Annotated in this window: 15 protein-coding genes and 2 pseudogenes; 13 read left to right on the top strand and 4 right to left on the bottom strand. The window is 71.9% G+C overall.

What is annotated here, in order from left to right:
• The 4 genes from ACFYZB_RS18525 to ACFYZB_RS18510 form a co-directional block, all read right to left on the bottom strand.
• Positions 1–572 (bottom strand): 2-oxoacid:acceptor oxidoreductase family protein (locus tag ACFYZB_RS18525; protein ID WP_388759485.1); only part of this gene is annotated, 572 nt, incomplete at its 3' end.
• 268 nt (positions 573–840) lie between these two features.
• Positions 841–1,500, bottom strand: coding sequence for a response regulator transcription factor (locus tag ACFYZB_RS18520; protein WP_351214466.1), 660 nt, complete (start codon positions 1,498–1,500; stop codon positions 841–843).
• Between the two features lie 134 nt (positions 1,501–1,634).
• Positions 1,635–2,978: a sensor histidine kinase gene (locus ACFYZB_RS18515; protein ID WP_388759482.1), complete on the bottom strand. Its 1,344-nt coding sequence runs from the start codon at positions 2,976–2,978 to the stop codon at positions 1,635–1,637.
• A gap of 336 nt (positions 2,979–3,314) precedes the next feature.
• Positions 3,315–4,496, bottom strand: a complete 1,182-nt coding sequence (locus ACFYZB_RS18510) for a sensor histidine kinase (RefSeq protein ID WP_388759479.1) — start codon at positions 4,494–4,496, stop codon at positions 3,315–3,317.
• A gap of 202 nt (positions 4,497–4,698) precedes the next feature.
• Here ACFYZB_RS18510 and ACFYZB_RS18505 point away from each other — a divergent pair, with 202 nt between their 5' ends.
• The 13 genes and pseudogenes from ACFYZB_RS18505 to gvpK form a co-directional block, all read left to right on the top strand.
• Complete coding sequence (locus ACFYZB_RS18505) at positions 4,699–5,118, top strand: NADH-quinone oxidoreductase subunit A (protein WP_351214344.1); 420 nt, start codon at positions 4,699–4,701, stop codon at positions 5,116–5,118.
• Positions 5,109–5,711, top strand: a complete 603-nt coding sequence (locus ACFYZB_RS18500; RefSeq protein ID WP_351214346.1) for an NADH-quinone oxidoreductase subunit B family protein — start codon at positions 5,109–5,111, stop codon at positions 5,709–5,711. Before ACFYZB_RS18505 ends, ACFYZB_RS18500 begins: the two co-directional genes overlap by 10 nt.
• Positions 5,708–7,150 carry an NADH-quinone oxidoreductase subunit C gene (locus tag ACFYZB_RS18495; RefSeq protein ID WP_388759476.1) on the top strand — a complete coding sequence of 481 codons (1,443 nt, stop codon included), beginning with the start codon at positions 5,708–5,710 and terminating at the stop codon, positions 7,148–7,150. The genes ACFYZB_RS18500 and ACFYZB_RS18495 overlap by 4 nt, the downstream gene beginning before the upstream one ends.
• The gene (locus ACFYZB_RS18490; RefSeq protein WP_351214350.1) at positions 7,147–8,115 is read left to right on the top strand and encodes a complex I subunit 1 family protein; all 969 of its coding nucleotides are present in this window, start codon (positions 7,147–7,149) and stop codon (positions 8,113–8,115) included. Before ACFYZB_RS18495 ends, ACFYZB_RS18490 begins: the two co-directional genes overlap by 4 nt.
• Positions 8,116–8,117: 2 nt before the next feature.
• Positions 8,118–8,669 carry a NuoI/complex I 23 kDa subunit family protein gene (locus tag ACFYZB_RS18485; protein ID WP_388759473.1) on the top strand — a complete coding sequence of 184 codons (552 nt, stop codon included), beginning with the start codon at positions 8,118–8,120 and terminating at the stop codon, positions 8,667–8,669.
• Positions 8,666–9,307: an NADH-quinone oxidoreductase subunit J gene (locus ACFYZB_RS18480; RefSeq protein WP_388759470.1), complete on the top strand. Its 642-nt coding sequence runs from the start codon at positions 8,666–8,668 to the stop codon at positions 9,305–9,307. The genes ACFYZB_RS18485 and ACFYZB_RS18480 overlap by 4 nt, the downstream gene beginning before the upstream one ends.
• Positions 9,307–9,681, top strand: a complete 375-nt coding sequence (nuoK, locus tag ACFYZB_RS18475) for an NADH-quinone oxidoreductase subunit NuoK (RefSeq protein ID WP_351214354.1) — start codon at positions 9,307–9,309, stop codon at positions 9,679–9,681. Before ACFYZB_RS18480 ends, nuoK begins: the two co-directional genes overlap by 1 nt.
• Positions 9,678–11,672, top strand: coding sequence for an NADH-quinone oxidoreductase subunit L (locus tag ACFYZB_RS18470; RefSeq protein WP_388759467.1), 1,995 nt, complete (start codon positions 9,678–9,680; stop codon positions 11,670–11,672). Before nuoK ends, ACFYZB_RS18470 begins: the two co-directional genes overlap by 4 nt.
• A gap of 6 nt (positions 11,673–11,678) precedes the next feature.
• Positions 11,679–13,253, top strand: coding sequence for an NADH-quinone oxidoreductase subunit M (locus ACFYZB_RS18465; RefSeq protein ID WP_388759464.1), 1,575 nt, complete (start codon positions 11,679–11,681; stop codon positions 13,251–13,253).
• Entirely contained in the window at positions 13,250–14,770 is a 1,521-nt protein-coding gene (locus tag ACFYZB_RS18460) for an NADH-quinone oxidoreductase subunit N (protein WP_388759462.1), read from the top strand. The genes ACFYZB_RS18465 and ACFYZB_RS18460 overlap by 4 nt, the downstream gene beginning before the upstream one ends.
• A 236-nt stretch (positions 14,771–15,006) precedes the next feature.
• Positions 15,007–15,870, top strand: coding sequence for a zinc metalloprotease HtpX (gene htpX / locus ACFYZB_RS18455; RefSeq protein ID WP_351214362.1), 864 nt, complete (start codon positions 15,007–15,009; stop codon positions 15,868–15,870).
• Positions 15,871–15,959: 89 nt separating this feature from the next.
• Positions 15,960–16,118 (top strand): annotated as a pseudogene (gvpO, locus tag ACFYZB_RS18450) (gas vesicle protein GvpO); the annotation flags it as partial.
• 123 nt (positions 16,119–16,241) lie between these two features.
• A pseudogene (gene gvpK / locus ACFYZB_RS18445) lies at positions 16,242–16,340 on the top strand (gas vesicle protein GvpK); the annotation flags it as partial.
• Positions 16,341–16,342 lie beyond the last annotated feature (2 nt).

Below are 16,342 nucleotides of genomic sequence, written 5' to 3'. Positions count from 1 at the left end.
GCGAACATGTTCTTGCTCCGCTCGGCCTCCTTGCGCGACAGGTCGAACTCCGTCAGCGCCTGAACCGTCAGCGTCGTCAACGGCACCGGATGCAGATTGTACCCGTCCAGCGACCCGTCCTCCAGCGGGGAAGCGTCGTAACCGACCTTCTGCAGGGCCCGCCGGGTGAACTCGTCGGTGTCGACGATGATCTCCGCACCCCGCGGCAGATCGGCGATGTTCGCCCTCAACGCGGCCGGGTTCATCGCGACCAGCACGTTCGGCGCATCCCCCGGAGTGAGGATGTCGTGGTCGGCGAAGTGCAACTGGAACGAGGAGACACCGGGCAGGGTACCGGCGGGAGCACGGATCTCCGCGGGAAAGTTCGGCAGGGTCGAAAGGTCGTTGCCGAAGGACGCGGTCTCCGAAGTGAACCGGTCACCGGTGAGCTGCATACCGTCACCCGAGTCCCCCGCGAACCGGATGATCACCCGGTCCAGGCGCCGCACGTCCTTCGCGCCGCCCGGTTTGCGCTGCTCTCCGACGACGGCTCCGTCGGTCTGCTCCGCCTGGCTGCTGACCTGGCTGGTCACTGAACTGGACCTCCTTCGAGGCGGCTGTCCGGGGCGTGGTCGTCCCACGGACCATCCCAGGATCAACCCTACGTCGGTTAGGGTCGCCTTCCCGAGGCCATCCACAGATTGGACGACATCGAGTCGGCCTGTGGCGCTCTCGGGTCGGCAGGGCGCTGAGGTGTCAGGGTGGATCCTTTCCCGGTTCGTCCTCCGGTCCTCTGTCCGGGTACCCGACTTCCCACAGAAGCCGGATCCTCTGACGCACTGCTGACACAGTGTGTTTCGGTCAGGAGTTCAGATAGGTCAGCACGGCCAGAACACGCCGGTGGTCCCCGTCGCTCGGCGCCAGACCGAGCTTCAGGAAGATGTTGCTGACGTGCTTCTCCACGGCCCCGTCGCTGACGACCAGCTGCCGGGCGATCGCCGAGTTCGTGCGCCCCTCCGCCATCAGCCCCAGCACCTCGCGCTCCCGCGGGGTCAGCCCCGCCAGCACGTCCTGCTTGCGGCTGCGGCCGAGCAGCTGCGCGACCACCTCCGGGTCCAGCGCCGTACCGCCCTCGGCCACCCGCACCACCGCGTCCACGAACTCGCGCACCTCGGCGACCCGGTCCTTGAGCAGATAGCCCACCCCCCGGCTGGATCCGGCCAGCAACTCGGTCGCGTAGCGCTCCTCCACGTACTGCGAGAGCACCAGCACACCCAGCCGAGGATGGGCCTTCCGCAGCCGTACCGCCGCCCGGACGCCCTCGTCGGTGTGCGTCGGCGGCATCCGCACGTCCGCCACCACGACGTCCGGCAGCTCGCCCTGTGCGTCCAGGTCGGAGACGGTCTTCACCAGCGCCTCCGCGTCCCCGACGCCGGCCACGACATCGTGCCCGCGGTCGGTCAGCAGCCGGGTCAGGCCCTCCCTGAGCAGCACTGAGTCCTCGGCGATGACCACCCGCACCCTGTCCTCCACGATCTTCCGGCCCCCCAAGTCCCCTACAACAGGTCCCGTACGGAGGTCCAGCATTCCAGCATTCGGTACGCGCCGCTCGCCGCGTCGCCGCGAGTGCGTCGCCGGAGGAGGGCGGCTGGGCGTCAGGTCCGCCAGGGCAGCTCCGCGATCACCCGGGTGGGGCCGCCTGCCGGGGAGTCCACCACGAGGACCCCGTCCACCGCGTCCAGGCGGCCGGCGAGACCGGCCAGGCCCGAGCCGCGGGAGACGTCTGCGCCGCCGACGCCGTCGTCGATCACCTGCAGCATCAGCCGGTCCTCGGCCTGCCACACGTCCACCGACGCGGAGCGGGCCCGGCTGTGCTTGCTGATGTTCTGCAGCAGCTCGGAGACCGTGAAGTAGGCGATGCCCTCGATGGCCTGGGCCGGGCGGGCCGGCAGATCGACCTCCACCCGCACCGGCACCGTGCAGCGGGAGGCGACCGAGGACAGGGCCGCGTCCAGGCCCCGGTCGGTCAGCACGGCCGGATGGATGCCGCGGGCGAGGTCGCGCAGCTCCTGCAGTGCCGTCTTCACCTCGCCGTGCGCCTCGTCCACCATCCGCGCCGCCGCCTGCGGGTCCTCCCGGAGCTTCTCCTTGGCCAGCCCCAGGTCCATGGCCAGGTTGACCAGCCGCGCCTGGGCGCCGTCGTGCAGGTCCCGCTCGATGCGCCGCAGATCGGCGGCGGCCGTGTCGACCACCACCCCGCGGTCCGACTCAAGCTCCACCACCCGCGCCGACAGCGGCGACGGCCCCAGCAGGCCCCGCACCAGCAGCCCGTCCACCGTCGTCAGGGCCCGTACGATCCACGGCGTGGCCAGCGTGAACAGCAGGCCCACCAGCGCGGTCACGGTGATCTCGAAGGGGTTGTCGAGATAGACGCTGTGGTGCTCGTCGCCGTACAGCTGAAGACCGCCCTGGCCGCCGTACACCGGGAAGACCCAGAACCACAGCGGGTAGGTCAGCAGCATCCAGCCGAGCGGCCACAGGGTCACCGCGACCGTGAACGAGAACACGGCCCACGGGAACTGCACCAGTGCGTACAGCAGGTTCCGCCAGGAGGTGCCGCTCTTCAGCACCGCGCCCATCCAGGCCGGCGCGCCCGGCTTGCGCATCCGCAGCGGTTCCGGCTCGGCCACCTCCAGCCGCAGCAGCCCGCGCGCCCGCGCCCGTTCCAGCGCACCGAAGCCGCGGCAGCCGGCGAGCGCCGCCGCGAGCACCGGGACGCCGAGGAAGGTCACCAGCAGGCCCGCGCCGAGCGATGCCATGGTCACCGTCCAGGTGAACAGCACGATCGAGATCGGCAGGCTCAGCAGGACATAACCGAACTCGCGCCAGCTGCGCGCCTCGAACGGCGCCCGCAGCGCGGCGGGCAGCCGATGGCCGGGCCCGGCGGGCCGTCCGTCCTCCCGCCCGTACCCGTACCCGTCTCCGTACTCCGTGGCCATCGATGTCGTCCCGTTCTCCTCGTCCGAGCGGCGGTTCAGCCGTGTTTCCAGGGTCGTGTGCGGGGGGTCCCGGGGCCATGGAGTCCGTCGGCATCTTGGTCCGGGGGTTTTCCCCACCCCTGCCTCCGGCGGTTCGGCCGTTCGCTTCGCTGGTGGTGGTGGCTTCTTGGTGCGGTTGGTTTCGGTGCCTTGCGCGCGATCGCCGTGGGGGTTCCGCCGTGGGGCGACTGCGGGCTCGTTGTGGCTGGTCGCGCCCACGCAGCGGAGCTGCATGTCGAACACAGCCCCGCGCCCCTGAGGAGTTGCAGCCGACGCACGCGTAAATGAAGCCGTCGGCTACTCCGTGCGGTCACGCCACGGCAGCTCCGCCGTGACCACCGTCGGGCCGCCGGGCGGTGAGTCCAGGACGAACAGGCCGTCCACCGCGCCCAACCGGTCCGCGAGGCCGCGCATGCCGGTGCCGCCCTCGAGGCGGGCGCCGCCCCGGCCGTCGTCCCGGACCTGGATGAGCAGCCGGTCCTCGGTGCGCCACACGTCCACCGACGCGGAGCGGGCCCGGCTGTGCTTGCTGATGTTCTGCAGCAGCTCGGAGACCGTGAAGTAGGCGATGCCCTCGATGGCCGGGGCCGGGCGGTCCGGAAGGTCCACGGTGACCTTCACCGGCACGGTGCAGCGGGTGGCGACCGAGGACAGGGCCGCGTCCAGGCCCCGGTCGGTCAGTACGGCCGGGTGGATGCCGCGGGCGAGGTCGCGCAGCTCCTGCAGGGCCAGCTTCACCTCGCCGTGCGCCTCCTCCACCATCGCCGCCGCCGAGTCGGGGTCCTCCAGCAGCTTCTCCTTGGCCAGACCGAGTCCCATGGCCAGGTTGACCAGCCGCGCCTGGGCGCCGTCGTGCAGGTCCCGCTCGATGCGCCGCAGATCGGCGGCGGCCGTGTCGACCACCACCCCGCGATCCGACTCCAGCTCGGCGATCCGGCGCTCCAGCTCGTCCGACGGCGACAGCAGCCCGCGCACCATGAACCGGTCCACGTTCGCCAGACCCCGCGCCAGATACGGCAGCACCGGCCACAGCACGAACAGCGAGGTCAGCACGGCGCAGAAGGTGAGGACGCCCCAGGGCAGCCGGATGAGGTCGTACAGCAGCGTCCGCCAGCCCACCGGGTCCTTCAACGCCATCCACACCCGCTGCGCCGGCCCGCCGCTCCTCGCGAGCGGCAGCGGCGTCGGCTCCTCCACCCGCACCCCGAGCAGCCACCGCGCGCGGGCCCGCTCCAGCTTCCCCAGCTGCCGGGAGCCCAGCAGACCGAGCGCCAGCAGCGGCAGGCCGACGACGGTGACCGTCAGGGCTCCGCCGACGGCCAGCGCGGTGATCGCGTAGACGAAGCCGAACACCGTCACCGGCAGGTTCAGCAGGAGATACAGGATCTCCTTCCACGTGGGCGCGTCGTACGCCGGCCGTATCGGCGGCAGCGGGTCGGGGCCGTCGGCCCGGCCGGCGGCGGGGCTGGTAGCGGTCATACCGGCCAGCCTGCCGTGCGCGACGCCCTCCGCGCCATGCGGTACGCCGCCCTCCGCCGACGGGGGAAAACCCCACCCCGCACACGTCGCCCTTGCCCGTCACCTGTCTCACGGCGTGACTGGCTGCTTACCAGCTCTTTATCAGGGCCTAGACTCCCGTGCGTACAGATCGTCGAATGATGTCAGGGAGCGAGGTCGGACGGTGCGGGAGACGTTGGGGGACTCGACGGTCGCCGCGGCGCACGTCATCGCGGCGGGCTACTTCCGGTCCTACTCGGTGGTGGGCCTGCTCGCCCTCGTCGGCGTGCTGTTCGTCGCGGTCGCGTTCGGCGCGGGCCGGCTGCTGCGCCCGGTCGTGCCGACCCCCGAGAAACTTCTGACCTACGAGTGCGGCGTCGACCCCGTCGGCGAGGGCTGGGCCCACACCCAGGTCCGCTACTACGTCTACGCCTTCCTGTACGTGATCTTCGCGATCGACTCGATCTTCCTCTTCCCCTGGGCGACGGTCTTCGCCGCCCCCGGCTACGGCGCGACGACGCTCGTGGAGATGTTCGTCTTCCTCGGCTTCCTCGCCGTGGGCCTGCTGTACGCATACAAGAAGGGCGTCCTGGCATGGACGTGAACCCGGAGACCGTGTACCTGCCGGAGCCCAAGCGGCTCGGCGCCCTGGCCCGCCTGGCCCCCGAGCCGATGAAGGTGGTCCTGAACTGGGGTCGCCGCTACTCGCTCTGGGTCTTCAACTTCGGCCTCGCCTGCTGCGCGATCGAGTTCATCGCCGCGTCGATGGCCCGCCACGACTTCATCCGCCTCGGGGTGATCCCGTTCGCCCCCGGGCCCCGCCAGGCCGACCTGATGGTGGTGTCGGGCACGGTCACGGACAAGATGGCCCCGGCTGTGAAGCGCCTGTACGAGCAGATGCCCGAGCCGAAGTACGTCATCTCCTTCGGCGCCTGCTCCAACTGCGGCGGCCCCTACTGGGACTCCTACTCCGTCACCAAGGGCGTCGACCAGATCATCCCCGTGGACGTGTACGTCCCCGGCTGCCCGCCGCGCCCCGAGGCGCTGCTCCAGGGCATCCTCAAGCTCCAGGAGAAGATCGCCCGGGAGTCGCTGGGGGAGCGGTACGGCGCCGGTTCCGCCCGGCCGTCGGCGGCCGCCCTGACCAGCGACCTGGTGAGGCCGCCTGCCCCCGCCGGTGAGGGGGACGCCCGATGAGCACCGTCGGCTGGCTGCCCGCCCCGGTCGAGGACCTCTTCGGTACGGACGCCACGGCCGAGGAGTCCTACGACCTCCTGACCGTGGACGTACCCCCGTCCTCCTGGCTCACCGCCCTGGAGACGGCCCGTTCGACCCTGGGCTGCACCTACTTCGACTGGCTGAGCGCGGTCGACGAACCGGGCACGGGTTTCCGCGTGTCCGCCCACGTCGTCGCCCTGGGCCCGGTCCGCCGCCTCCTCGTCCGAACGACCGTCCCGCACGAGGCACCGGCGCTGCCCTCCGCCGTCGGCGTCTACGCGGGCGCCGCCTGGCACGAACGCGAGACCCACGAGATGTTCGGCGTGGTGTTCGAGGGACACCCTGGCCTGGAGCACCTGCTCCTCCCGGAGACCTTCGAGGGGCATCCCCTGCGCAAGGACTTCGTCCTCGCCGCGCGCGTCGCCAAGGCGTGGCCCGGCGCCAAGGAGCCCGGCGAATCCGAGCACGGCGGCCCGAAGCGCCGCCAGATGCTCCCTCCGGGCGTGCCGGACCCCAACGAGTGGGGCCCCCTGAAGGGCCAGCTGCCCCCTGCCCCGGCCCGTCCGGCACGCGGCGCGGGCCGCGCGGCGGGCGAGCGTCCGGCAGCCCGTACGGGTGCGGCCGGGGACCGCCCGGTACGGCGAACCCGCACGGCGGCGGAGGGCTCGGCGAGCCAGACCGACGAGACCGCTGCCACTGCCGGGGGAGCCGGGGCTGCCGGTCCTGCTGAAGGCGCCGGGGCTGTGGGTGCTGCGGGTGCCCGGCCGCGGCGGATGCGGAGTGCGAGCGAGGGCTCGGTGAGCCAGACGCCGGTGCCTCGGGAGGCGGCCGAGCTGAAGCAGACCGCTGCCGAGGGTGACGCTGCCCGTGCCGCGGCGGTGGAAGGTCCGGCCGCCGAGGCCTCCGTGGCCCATGAGCCCGGCCCCGCCCCGGCCCGTCCGCGCCGCGCCCGCAGCGCCTCGGAGGGCTCGGCCACACAGCGGGCCGAGACTCCGGAACAGACGGCGCCTGCTGCTGGCGAGCCGACGGCACCGGCTACGGGTGAGGGGGCCGCACCTGCTCCCCGTGAGTCGGCGGCGCCGGACAGCGCGGCGCACCCCACCCGCCGGAGCACGGCCCCACGCAGCTCGGACGCCCCGTGGCACCACGCCCGCCCGGCCTTCGAGGAGCCCGAACAGGCCCCGCCGACGCCCGAACAGGGCCCGACGGCACCCGAACCGGCGCCGGAGGAACCGGAGCGGACCCACGCCGAACCCGGACAGGCCGAGCAGCAACCCGAACCGCCCGCTGCCGCCGGTGACGACCTCACCACCGGCGATGAGCCCGGCACTCCCGACGAGCCCGGTCAGAACCCCGAACCCGACTCCGGGGCCAACCCCGAACCCACCGACGACAACCCCGCAGGAGGCCCGCAGTGAACGGCGTGTGGGACGTCGCCCTGCGACTCGGCGTCGTGTTCGTCGTCTTCCTCACCTTCCCGCTCATCGTCGGCCAGACCGAGCACAAGGTGATGGCACACATGCAGGGCCGCCTCGGCCCGATGTACGCCGGAGGCTTCCACGGCTGGGCCCAGCTCATCGCGGACGGCGTGAAGTTCGCGCAGAAGGAGGACGTGGTCCCGGCCGGCGCCGACCGCCGCGTCTTCCAGCTCGCCCCGGCCGTGGCGCTGCTGCCGTACCTCCTCGTGCTGCTCGCCATCCCGATCGGCCCGAGCAAGGGGGCCGTCGGCCAGGTCGTCGACGCGGGTGTGTTCTTCGTGCTCGCGGTCATGGGCGTCGGCGTGCTCGGCTCGCTCATGGCCGGCTGGGCGAGCGCGAACAAGTTCTCCCTGCTCGGCGGCCTGCGCACGGCCGCCCAGCTGCTCGCCTACGAACTGCCGATGCTGCTCGCCGCCGCCTCGGTCTCCATGGCGGCGGGCACGGTCTCCCTGCCCGGCATCCTGCACGCCTTCCACTGGTGGTGGGTGCCCTGGCAGATCACCGGCGCGGTCGTCTTCTTCGTCGCCGGGCTCGCCGAGCTGCAGCGCCCGCCGTTCGACATGCCCGTCGCCGACTCGGAGATCATCTTCGGCGCCTACACCGAGTACACCGGACTGCGGTTCGCCCTCTTCCTCCTCGCCGAGTACGCCGGGATCGTCGTCCTGTGCGGCCTGACCACCGTCCTCTTCCTGGGCGGATGGCACGGTCCCTGGGGCCATGACGGCCTGGGCTGGCTGTGGACCCTGCTGAAGACCGCGATCCTCGCCTTCCTCGTCATCTGGCTCCGCGTCACCTACCCGCGGCTGCGCGAGGACCAGCTCCAGAAGCTGTCCTGGACCCTCCTCGTGCCCCTTTCCCTCGCCCAGATCGCCCTCACCGGCATCGTCAAGGTGGTGATCAGCTAACCATGGCCCCCATTCCTGGCAGTGGCCTCGCCAAGGGCCTTGCCGTCACCCTCCGCACGATGACGAGGAAGCACGTCACCGAGCAGTACCCCGACGCCCAGCCCGAACTGCCGCCCCGCACCCGCGGCGTGATCGGCCTGTTCGAGGAGAACTGCACGGTCTGCATGCTCTGCGCCCGCGAGTGCCCGGACTGGTGCATCTACATCGACTCCCACAAGGAGACGGTCCCGCCGGCCGCCCCCGGCGGCCGCGAGCGCAGCCGCAACGTCCTCGACCGGTTCGCCATCGACTTCTCCCTGTGCATGTACTGCGGTATCTGCATCGAGGTGTGTCCTTTCGACGCGCTGTTCTGGTCCCCGGAGTTCGAGTACGCCGAGACCGACATCCGCGACCTCACCCATGAACGGGACAAGCTCCGCGAGTGGATGTGGACCGTCCCGGCCCCGCCGGCCCTGGACCCCGCCGCCGAGGAGCCCAAGGAGATCGCCGCCGCCCGCAAGACCGCCGAGAAGCTGGCGGCCGCGCAGGCCGAACCGGGGGAGGGCGCGTCGTGACCCTCGCCTCGACCCTGAGCCCGGCCGCGGCTCACTCCGCCGTGCCCCTTGCCGCCGCCGCGCACGGCTTCCTGTCCCCGACCGGCGTCGAGATCGCCTTCCTCCTGGTCGGCCTGGTCACCTTCGGCGCAGCGCTGGCCACCGTCACCACCCGGCAGCTGGTGCACGCCGCCCTGTGGCTGGTGGTCGCGCTCGGCGGTCTCGCCGTGGAGTACCTGCTGCTCACGGCCGAGTTCATCGCCTGGGTACAGGTCCTGATCTACGTCGGTTCCGTCGTCGTCCTCCTCCTGTTCGGGCTGATGCTCACCAAGGCCCCCATCGGCCGCTCACCGGACGCCGACTCCGGTAACCGCTGGGCCGCCCTGACCGTCGCGGGCGCCGCCGCCGTCGCCCTGGTCTGGGTGGTCGTCGACGCCTTCCGCACCACCTGGATCGACCTGAGCGGGCCGGCCGCCGGCTCCACCCGGGTCACCGGCGAGAGCCTGTTCCGGAACTGGGTGCTGCCCTTCGAGGCCCTGTCCGTGCTGCTCCTCGCGGCCCTGGTCGGCGCGATCGTCCTGTCCCGCAGGGCGAAGGCGGACGCGAACGCCACACCCCCGGCCGTCGTGACCGCCGGCGAGAAGGAAGGCGCCCGCTGATGCACCTCGCCTACCCGGCCGTACTCTCCGCCCTCCTGTTCTGCACCGGCCTGTACGGCGTCCTCGCCCGCCGCAACGCGATCCTGGTCCTGATGTCGGTCGAGCTGATGCTCAACGCCGTCAACCTCAACCTCGTCGCCTTCGACGTCTGGCTCAGCCGGGCCGCGAAGGAGACCCTGCACTCCGGCCAGGCGCTGACCCTGTTCACCATCACCATCGCCGCCGCCGAGATCGGCATCGGCCTGGCGATCGTGCTCGCCGTCTACCGCAACCGCGGCACCTCCGACATCGACAAGCTCCGCGACACCGCCGAGGGCCCCGGCACCGAGGGACCGGACTCCTCCGCGGCCGAGAAGGCTGAGGCCACCGCGTGACCACGACCACCCTCGCCGTCCTCGTCCCCCTTCTGCCGTTCCTCGGCGCCGCGGCCGGGCTGCTGCTCGGCCGCACCGCGCCCGGGTTCGTCCGCCCGCTCGCGGTGCTGCCGCCGCTGGCCTCGCTCGTCCTGGCCGCACTCGTCGCCGCACGCCAGGGCGGTGGCCAGGCCATCACCGCCCACACCGGACTGACGCCTACCGGCTCGGTCCCGATCGAGCTGGCCCTGGACGTCGACGGCTTCGCCGCACTCGTCGCGATCCTGGTCGCGTTCGTCGCCGCCTGCGTGCAGATCTACTCGACCGGCTATCTGCGCGACGACCCGCGCTACCCCTCCTACGCCGCCCTCGTCTCCCTGTTCACCTCCGCGATGCTCCTGGTCGTCTACTCCGGCGACCTGATCGTGCTGCTGGTCGGCTGGGAAGTCATGGGCATCTGCTCCTACTTCCTGGTCGGCCACTACTGGGAGACCCCCGAGGCCCGTGCCGCCTCCCTGAAGGCCTTCCTCGTCACCAAGCTCGGCGACGTGCCGTTCCTCATCGGCCTGTTCGCGCTCGCCACCGACGCAGGCTCGTTCCGGATCACGCGTGTCCTCGGCGCCGTCGCGAGCGGCAACCTGCACCACCCGACCGTCGTTGCCCTGCTGCTCCTCGCGGGCGTCGCGGGCAAGTCGGCGCAGTTCCCGCTGCACACCTGGCTCCCGGACGCGATGGCCGGCCCCACGCCCGTCTCGGCGCTGATCCACGCCGCGACGATGGTCGCCGCCGGTGTCTACTTCATCGCCCGTCTCCTCCCGGTGTTCGAGGCGTCCCGGGCCGCGATGGTCGTCCTCGCCGTCATGGCCGCCGTCACGATGGTGGGCTCCGGCCTCGCCGCGCTCGCCCAGGACGACATCAAGCGCGTCCTCGCCTACTCGACCATCGGCCAGCTCGGCTACATGACCGGCGCCCTCGCCGTCGGCGACCGCGGTGCCGCCGTCTTCCACCTCCTGTCCCACGGCGCCTTCAAGGCGCTGCTGTTCCTCGCGGCCGGCGTGATCATCCACGCCGCCGGCACCAACTCACTGGCCGCCATGTCCCGCATGCGCGGCCTGCGCGACCGCGTCCCGGACGCGTTCTGGACGATGACCGTGGCGCTCCTCGCGCTCGCCGCGATCCCGCCGTTCAGCGGCTTCTTCTCCAAGGAGTCCGTCCTCGGCGCCGCCGAGCACGTGGTCGACGGCCACCCGGACCACGCCCCCTGCGCCGCCGGCTGGATCGTCCTCGTCGCCGGGCTGGTCACCGCCCTCCTCACCGCCGCCTACGCGACCCGGCTGTGGCTGCTGGCCTTTTGCGGCCGGGGCGCCGAGGCCCCCGACCACGGCCGTCAGCCCCTGACGATGACCGTGGTGCTGTGGGTGCTCGCCGTGCCGTCGCTCGCCTTCGGCGGGCTCGCCTACCGGGCGCTGCCCGGCTGGTTCGACGGCCGCGACCTGACCCCGACCCTGCTCACCTCCATCCTCGGCACGGGCCTCGCCCTGGTCGGCGGGCTGCTCACCTACGGCGCCTGGCAGCGCACCACCGCACTCGCCGCCCGGGTCCCGCTCGGCGCGGTCGCCGCCCATCCGGGGGAGGACGCCGGGCTGGTCGAGGCCGAGGCCATCGCCACCCACGAGCCGGCCTACGGCGACATCGCCTACGCGCCCGACCCGGCGGACCCGGCGCGGCTGCTACTCGGCCCGCTGCGCCGCCACGCGGCCGCCGGCTTCCACCTGGACGCCGTGTACGCGGCGCTGTTCGTCCGCCCGGTCCAGGCCGGAGCGAGTCTCGTCCGGTTCCTCGACCGCGAGGTCGTCGACACCTACGTGCAGGGCGCGGCCGCCCTGCCCCGGCTGCTCGGGGCCGCCGTACGGCGGGCGCAGACCGGCAATGTGCAGACCTATGTGAGCGCGCTGCTCGCCGGCACCGTCGTCCTGGCGGTCGCCGTCGTCCTCGTCGCCACGGGAGCGTGAGCAGGCGTGATCGATATCAACGAGTCCGTGATGCAGTTCCTTCTGGCATTCGTGGTCGTCGGCCCGCTCCTCGGCGCCGTCGCCGCCCTCCTCCCGGCCCCGCCCGGACTGAAGGGGAAGTCGCCCGGGCAGGCCGTGCTGCGGCACGGTGTGACCGTGACCGGCGCGATCCTCATCGCCGCGATCGTCCTCGCGCTCGGCTTCGACCACGACCATCCGTCGAAGATGCAGGCCACGACGGACATCAGCTGGATCCCCGCGCTGGACGTGCGGATCCACCTCGGCATCGACGGCATCTCCCTCCCCCTCGTCGTCCTGACCGCGCTGCTGACCTTCCTCTGCGCGCTGTACTCCTACTTCAAGCCGCCCGCGGGCGGCTCCCCGAAGGCGTTCGTCGCACTGCTGCTCCTGCTCGAGTCCGGCACCCTCGCGACCTTCGCCGTCCTCGACCTGCTGCTGTTCTTCCTCGCGTTCGAGATGGTGCTCATCCCGATGTACTTCCTCATCGCCCGCTGGGGCGGCGAGGGCCGGACCCGGTCCGCGTGGAAGTTCATCCTGTTCACGCTGCTCGGCTCCGTCGTCATGCTGCTCGGCCTGCTCCTGATCGGGATCAAGGCGGGCACGTTCGACATGGTGGCACTCGCCACTGACAACGGCCGGTCGCTGACCGCGTCCGTGCAGGTCATCGCCGTTCTGGCGATCGGGATCGGGCTCGCGGTGAAGTCGCCGATGTGGCCGCTGCACAGCTGGCTGCCCGACGCCCACACCGCCGCTCCGACCGTCGGCTCGGTCCTGCTGGCCGGCGTCCTGCTGAAGATGGGTACGTACGGGTTCGTCCGGATCCTGCTGCCGGTCGCACCGCACGGCTTCCACACCTTCGCGCCGTACCTCGCCGCGTTCGCCGTGGTCGGGATCATCTACGGATCCCTGGCCTGCCTGGCCCTCGCCAAGCGCGGCGCCAAGGGCGACCTCAAGCGGCTGATCGCCTACTCCTCCGTCGGCCACATGGGCTTCGTCCTGCTGGGCATCGCCACCATGACGCCGACCGGCGTCAACGGCGCCCTGTTCGCCAACATCGCCCACGGCCTCATCACCGGCCTGCTCTTCTTCCTGGTCGGCGCGCTGAAGGACCGCACGGGCACGACCGACCTCGACACCCTCGCCGAGGAGACCGGCCTCGCCCTGTACGGCAAGGCGCCGCGGCTCGGCGGCCTGCTCGCGTTCGGCGCGGTCGCCTCCCTCGGCCTGCCCGGGCTCGCCGGGTTCTGGGGCGAGATGCTGGCGCTGTTCGGCGCGTTCGAGCCCGCCGCCGGCCTCAGCCGGCCGGCCTTCCTCACCTTCATGGCGATCGGCGCGTTCGGCACCCTGCTGACCGCCGCGTACATGCTGATCGTGGTCCGCCGCGTCTGCATGGGCGCCGCGCCGCAGGAGGCCCCGAAGCTCGCCGACGTCCACGGCTACGAGTTCGCCGCGTGGACCCCGCTCGTCGCCCTCACCGTCGTCGCCGGACTGTGGCCGAGGGCGCTGCTCGGCCTGACCGACCCGGCCGTGCACCAGCTCCTCGCAGGAGGCACCCGATGAGCGCCCAGCCCCTCGCCGAGTCGCTGGTCCAGTCCGTCGACTGGCTCGCCGTCGCCCCGCCGACCATCGCCGCCGCGGTCGGACTCGCCGTCCTGGTCGCCGACCTGTTCCTGCCCGAGGCCCGCAAGGCCGTCCTCGGCTGGGTCTCGGTCGCCGGACTGGCCGTGGCCGGGCTGATGCTCCTGCCGCTGCTGGGCGGCGACCGCAGCACGTTCTGCGTGAACGGCGGTGGTACGCGCGCGTGCAGCTACACCGCCGACCACTTCGCACTCGTCATCCAGTTCCTGGTCCTCGGCGGCGCGCTCCTCGCGGCCCTGCTGTCCGTCACGAACCTCAAGGACGACCAGCGGCGTGTCCCGTCCGGCGAGTTCTGGTTCCTGCTGCTGTCCTCCGCGGCCGGTGCCGCCCTGCTGCCCGCCTCCCGCGACCTGGCCACCCTGATCGTCGCCCTGGAGGTCGCCTCCCTGCCCGCCTTCGCCCTTGTCGGTATCCGGCACGGCGACGAGCGGTCCTCCGAGGCCGCCCTGAAGTTCTTCCTGTCCTCGGTGACGGCCACCGCGGTCAGCCTGATGGGCATCAGTTTCGTCTACGCCTCCACCGGCACCCTCTACCTCACCCAGGTCGCCCAGCGCCTGCCCCACGTCGGCGGACAGTTGCACACGCTCGCCCAGGCGGGTGTCGTCCTCACCCTGATCGGCTTCGCCTTCAAGACGGCCGCCGTCCCCTTCCACTTCTGGGTGCCCGACACCTACGTCGGCGCGCCGCTGCCCGTCGCCGCCTACCTGTCGGTCGTCGGCAAGGCGGTCGGCTTCTCCGGCCTGATCCTCGTCACCGTCGTCGCGTTCCCGTCGTACGCCGGCGTCTGGGGCCCTGCGCTCGCCGTGCTGGCCGCCCTCACCATGACCGTCGGCAATGTCGGCGCCCTGCGCCAGCAGGCCACGCGCGCGTACAGCGCCGTACGACTGCTCGCCTGGTCCTCCGTCGGCCAGGCCGGCTACCTGCTGGTGCCGATCGCCGCAGCCGGCTACGCAAAGGACGCCCAGAAGGCGATCGGTTCGACGGTCGCGTACGCGCTGATGTACGCCGCCGTGAACCTCGGCGCGTTCGCGGTGGCCGCCCTGGTGGGCCGTAGCCGGGCCCTGAACCGGATCTCCGACTACCGCGGCCTGTACGCCGCCAACCCGCTCACCGCGCTCCTCCTGGCCTTCTTCCTGCTCTGCCTGGCCGGGCTGCCGCCGGGCGTGATCGGGCTGTTCGCCAAGGTCACCGTGTTCTCGGCGGCCGTGGACGCGGGCCTCGGCTGGCTCGCCGTCGTCATGGCCGTCAACGTGGTGATCGCCCTGTTCTACTACCTGCAGTGGACGGCACTGCTGTTCCGCGCCCCCGAGGGCGAATCCGCGCGGCACCATGTCCCGGCCCCCCTCACGGCAGCCCTCGCCCTCACCGGCGTACTCGGCGTCGCCCTGTCCGGAGCACCCCAGCTGGTCCTCCGCTTCGCGGCCACCGGACTGTTCTGAGACCCGGCCACACGCGCGTGAGGCACCCGCGGCCTCCACGCGCGCGTGGCCGAACGCGCCTGACCCACCCAGCCCTGAGCACCCCACTCACCCGGCCGTACGCACCCCGTCACCCGTACGGCCCGACGGGCACCCGCACCCACCAGGGAACTCCCAGCCGCCGCCTGGCGTTGTCACAGGCGGGAGGGTCCACTGGACCAAAGTGTTCCCCAGCTGCACGACTTGGAGGGCGCACGGTGCACCGCCGGCACAACGGGCTCAGGACCGCAGTACTCCTCGGGGGGCTGTCCGCACTCATCATCGTCATCGGCAGCTTCTTCGGCCGCACCGGCCTGGTCGTCGCGGTCCTGGTGGCCCTCGGCACGAACGCGTACGCGTACTGGAACAGCGACAAGCTGGCACTCCGCGCGATGCGCGCCCGCCCGGTCAGCGAGTTCGAGGCCCCGGCGCTGTACCGCATGGTCCGCGAGCTGTCCACGCAGGCCCGCCAGCCCATGCCCCGCCTGTACATCTCGCCCACGGAGGCCCCCAACGCCTTCGCCACGGGCCGCAACCCGCGCAACGCGGCCGTGTGCTGCACCGAGGGCATCCTGCGCCTGCTGGACGAGCGCGAGCTGCGCGGCGTCATCGGCCATGAGCTCAGTCACGTCTACAACCGGGACATCCTCATCTCCTCGGTGGCCGGCGCCCTCGCGTCGGTGATCATGTTCCTGGTGAACTTCGCCTGGCTGATCCCGGTCGGCCGCTCGGACGACGACGACGGCCCAGGCCTGCTCGGCATGCTCCTGATCATGATCCTGGGCCCGCTCGCCGCGAGCCTCATCCAGCTGGCCATCAGCCGCTCCCGGGAGTACGAGGCGGACGCCTCCGGAGCCCAGCTCACCGGCGACCCGCTGGCCCTCGCCAGTGCCCTGCGCAAGCTGGAGATCGGCACCCAGCAGCTCCCGCTGCCCCCCGAGCCCCGGCTCGAGACCGCGAGCCACATGATGATCGCGAACCCGTTCCGCGCGGGCCAGGGGCTGACCAGGATGTTCTCCACGCACCCGCCGATGGCGGAGCGCATCGTCCGGCTGGAGCAGATGGCAGGCCGCAACCGGTGAGGCCCCGCCGTCCCGGCAAGGACCGGCACGGCCAGAAGGTGATGGATCACGAACGACCGTGAGCCCGACACAGCACGCACCCCGTCGCGCAAGCCGAGGTCGAAGTCGTGGAGCTGGAGCGCGTGCCCGACACGGGCAGTGTCATGGCCGGCTACCAAGTCATATTGGACCCCGCGGGCAATCTGCTCGGGTACGAGCGCGTACACCGCTACACCCGCGCGCAGGTCGACAGAGAGGGCCGCGGTTAGGGCTGCCTTGGGACCACAGGACACCCCCTGAGCCCTTCCCCTTCGTTTGAAGGGAAAGAGATCGTGACTGTTCTGCCGCAGGGCGGCGGTGCCGTCGCCGGGCCGGCCGGAGGTTCTGGAAACCTGTACGACCGGATGGCCGAACTGTGCGACCGCCACGGCCTCACCCCGGCCGACCTCAACATCGACCTCGGGCCGCTGGGGACACTGCTGCCGCCCTGACC

The organism is Streptomyces sp. NPDC001852 (assembly GCF_042891825.1).
In the GTDB taxonomy this organism is placed as follows: domain Bacteria; phylum Actinomycetota; class Actinomycetes; order Streptomycetales; family Streptomycetaceae; genus Streptomyces.
The sequence above is the reverse complement of the archived record's forward strand: the minus strand, read 5'-3'. Positions and strand labels throughout refer to the sequence as shown.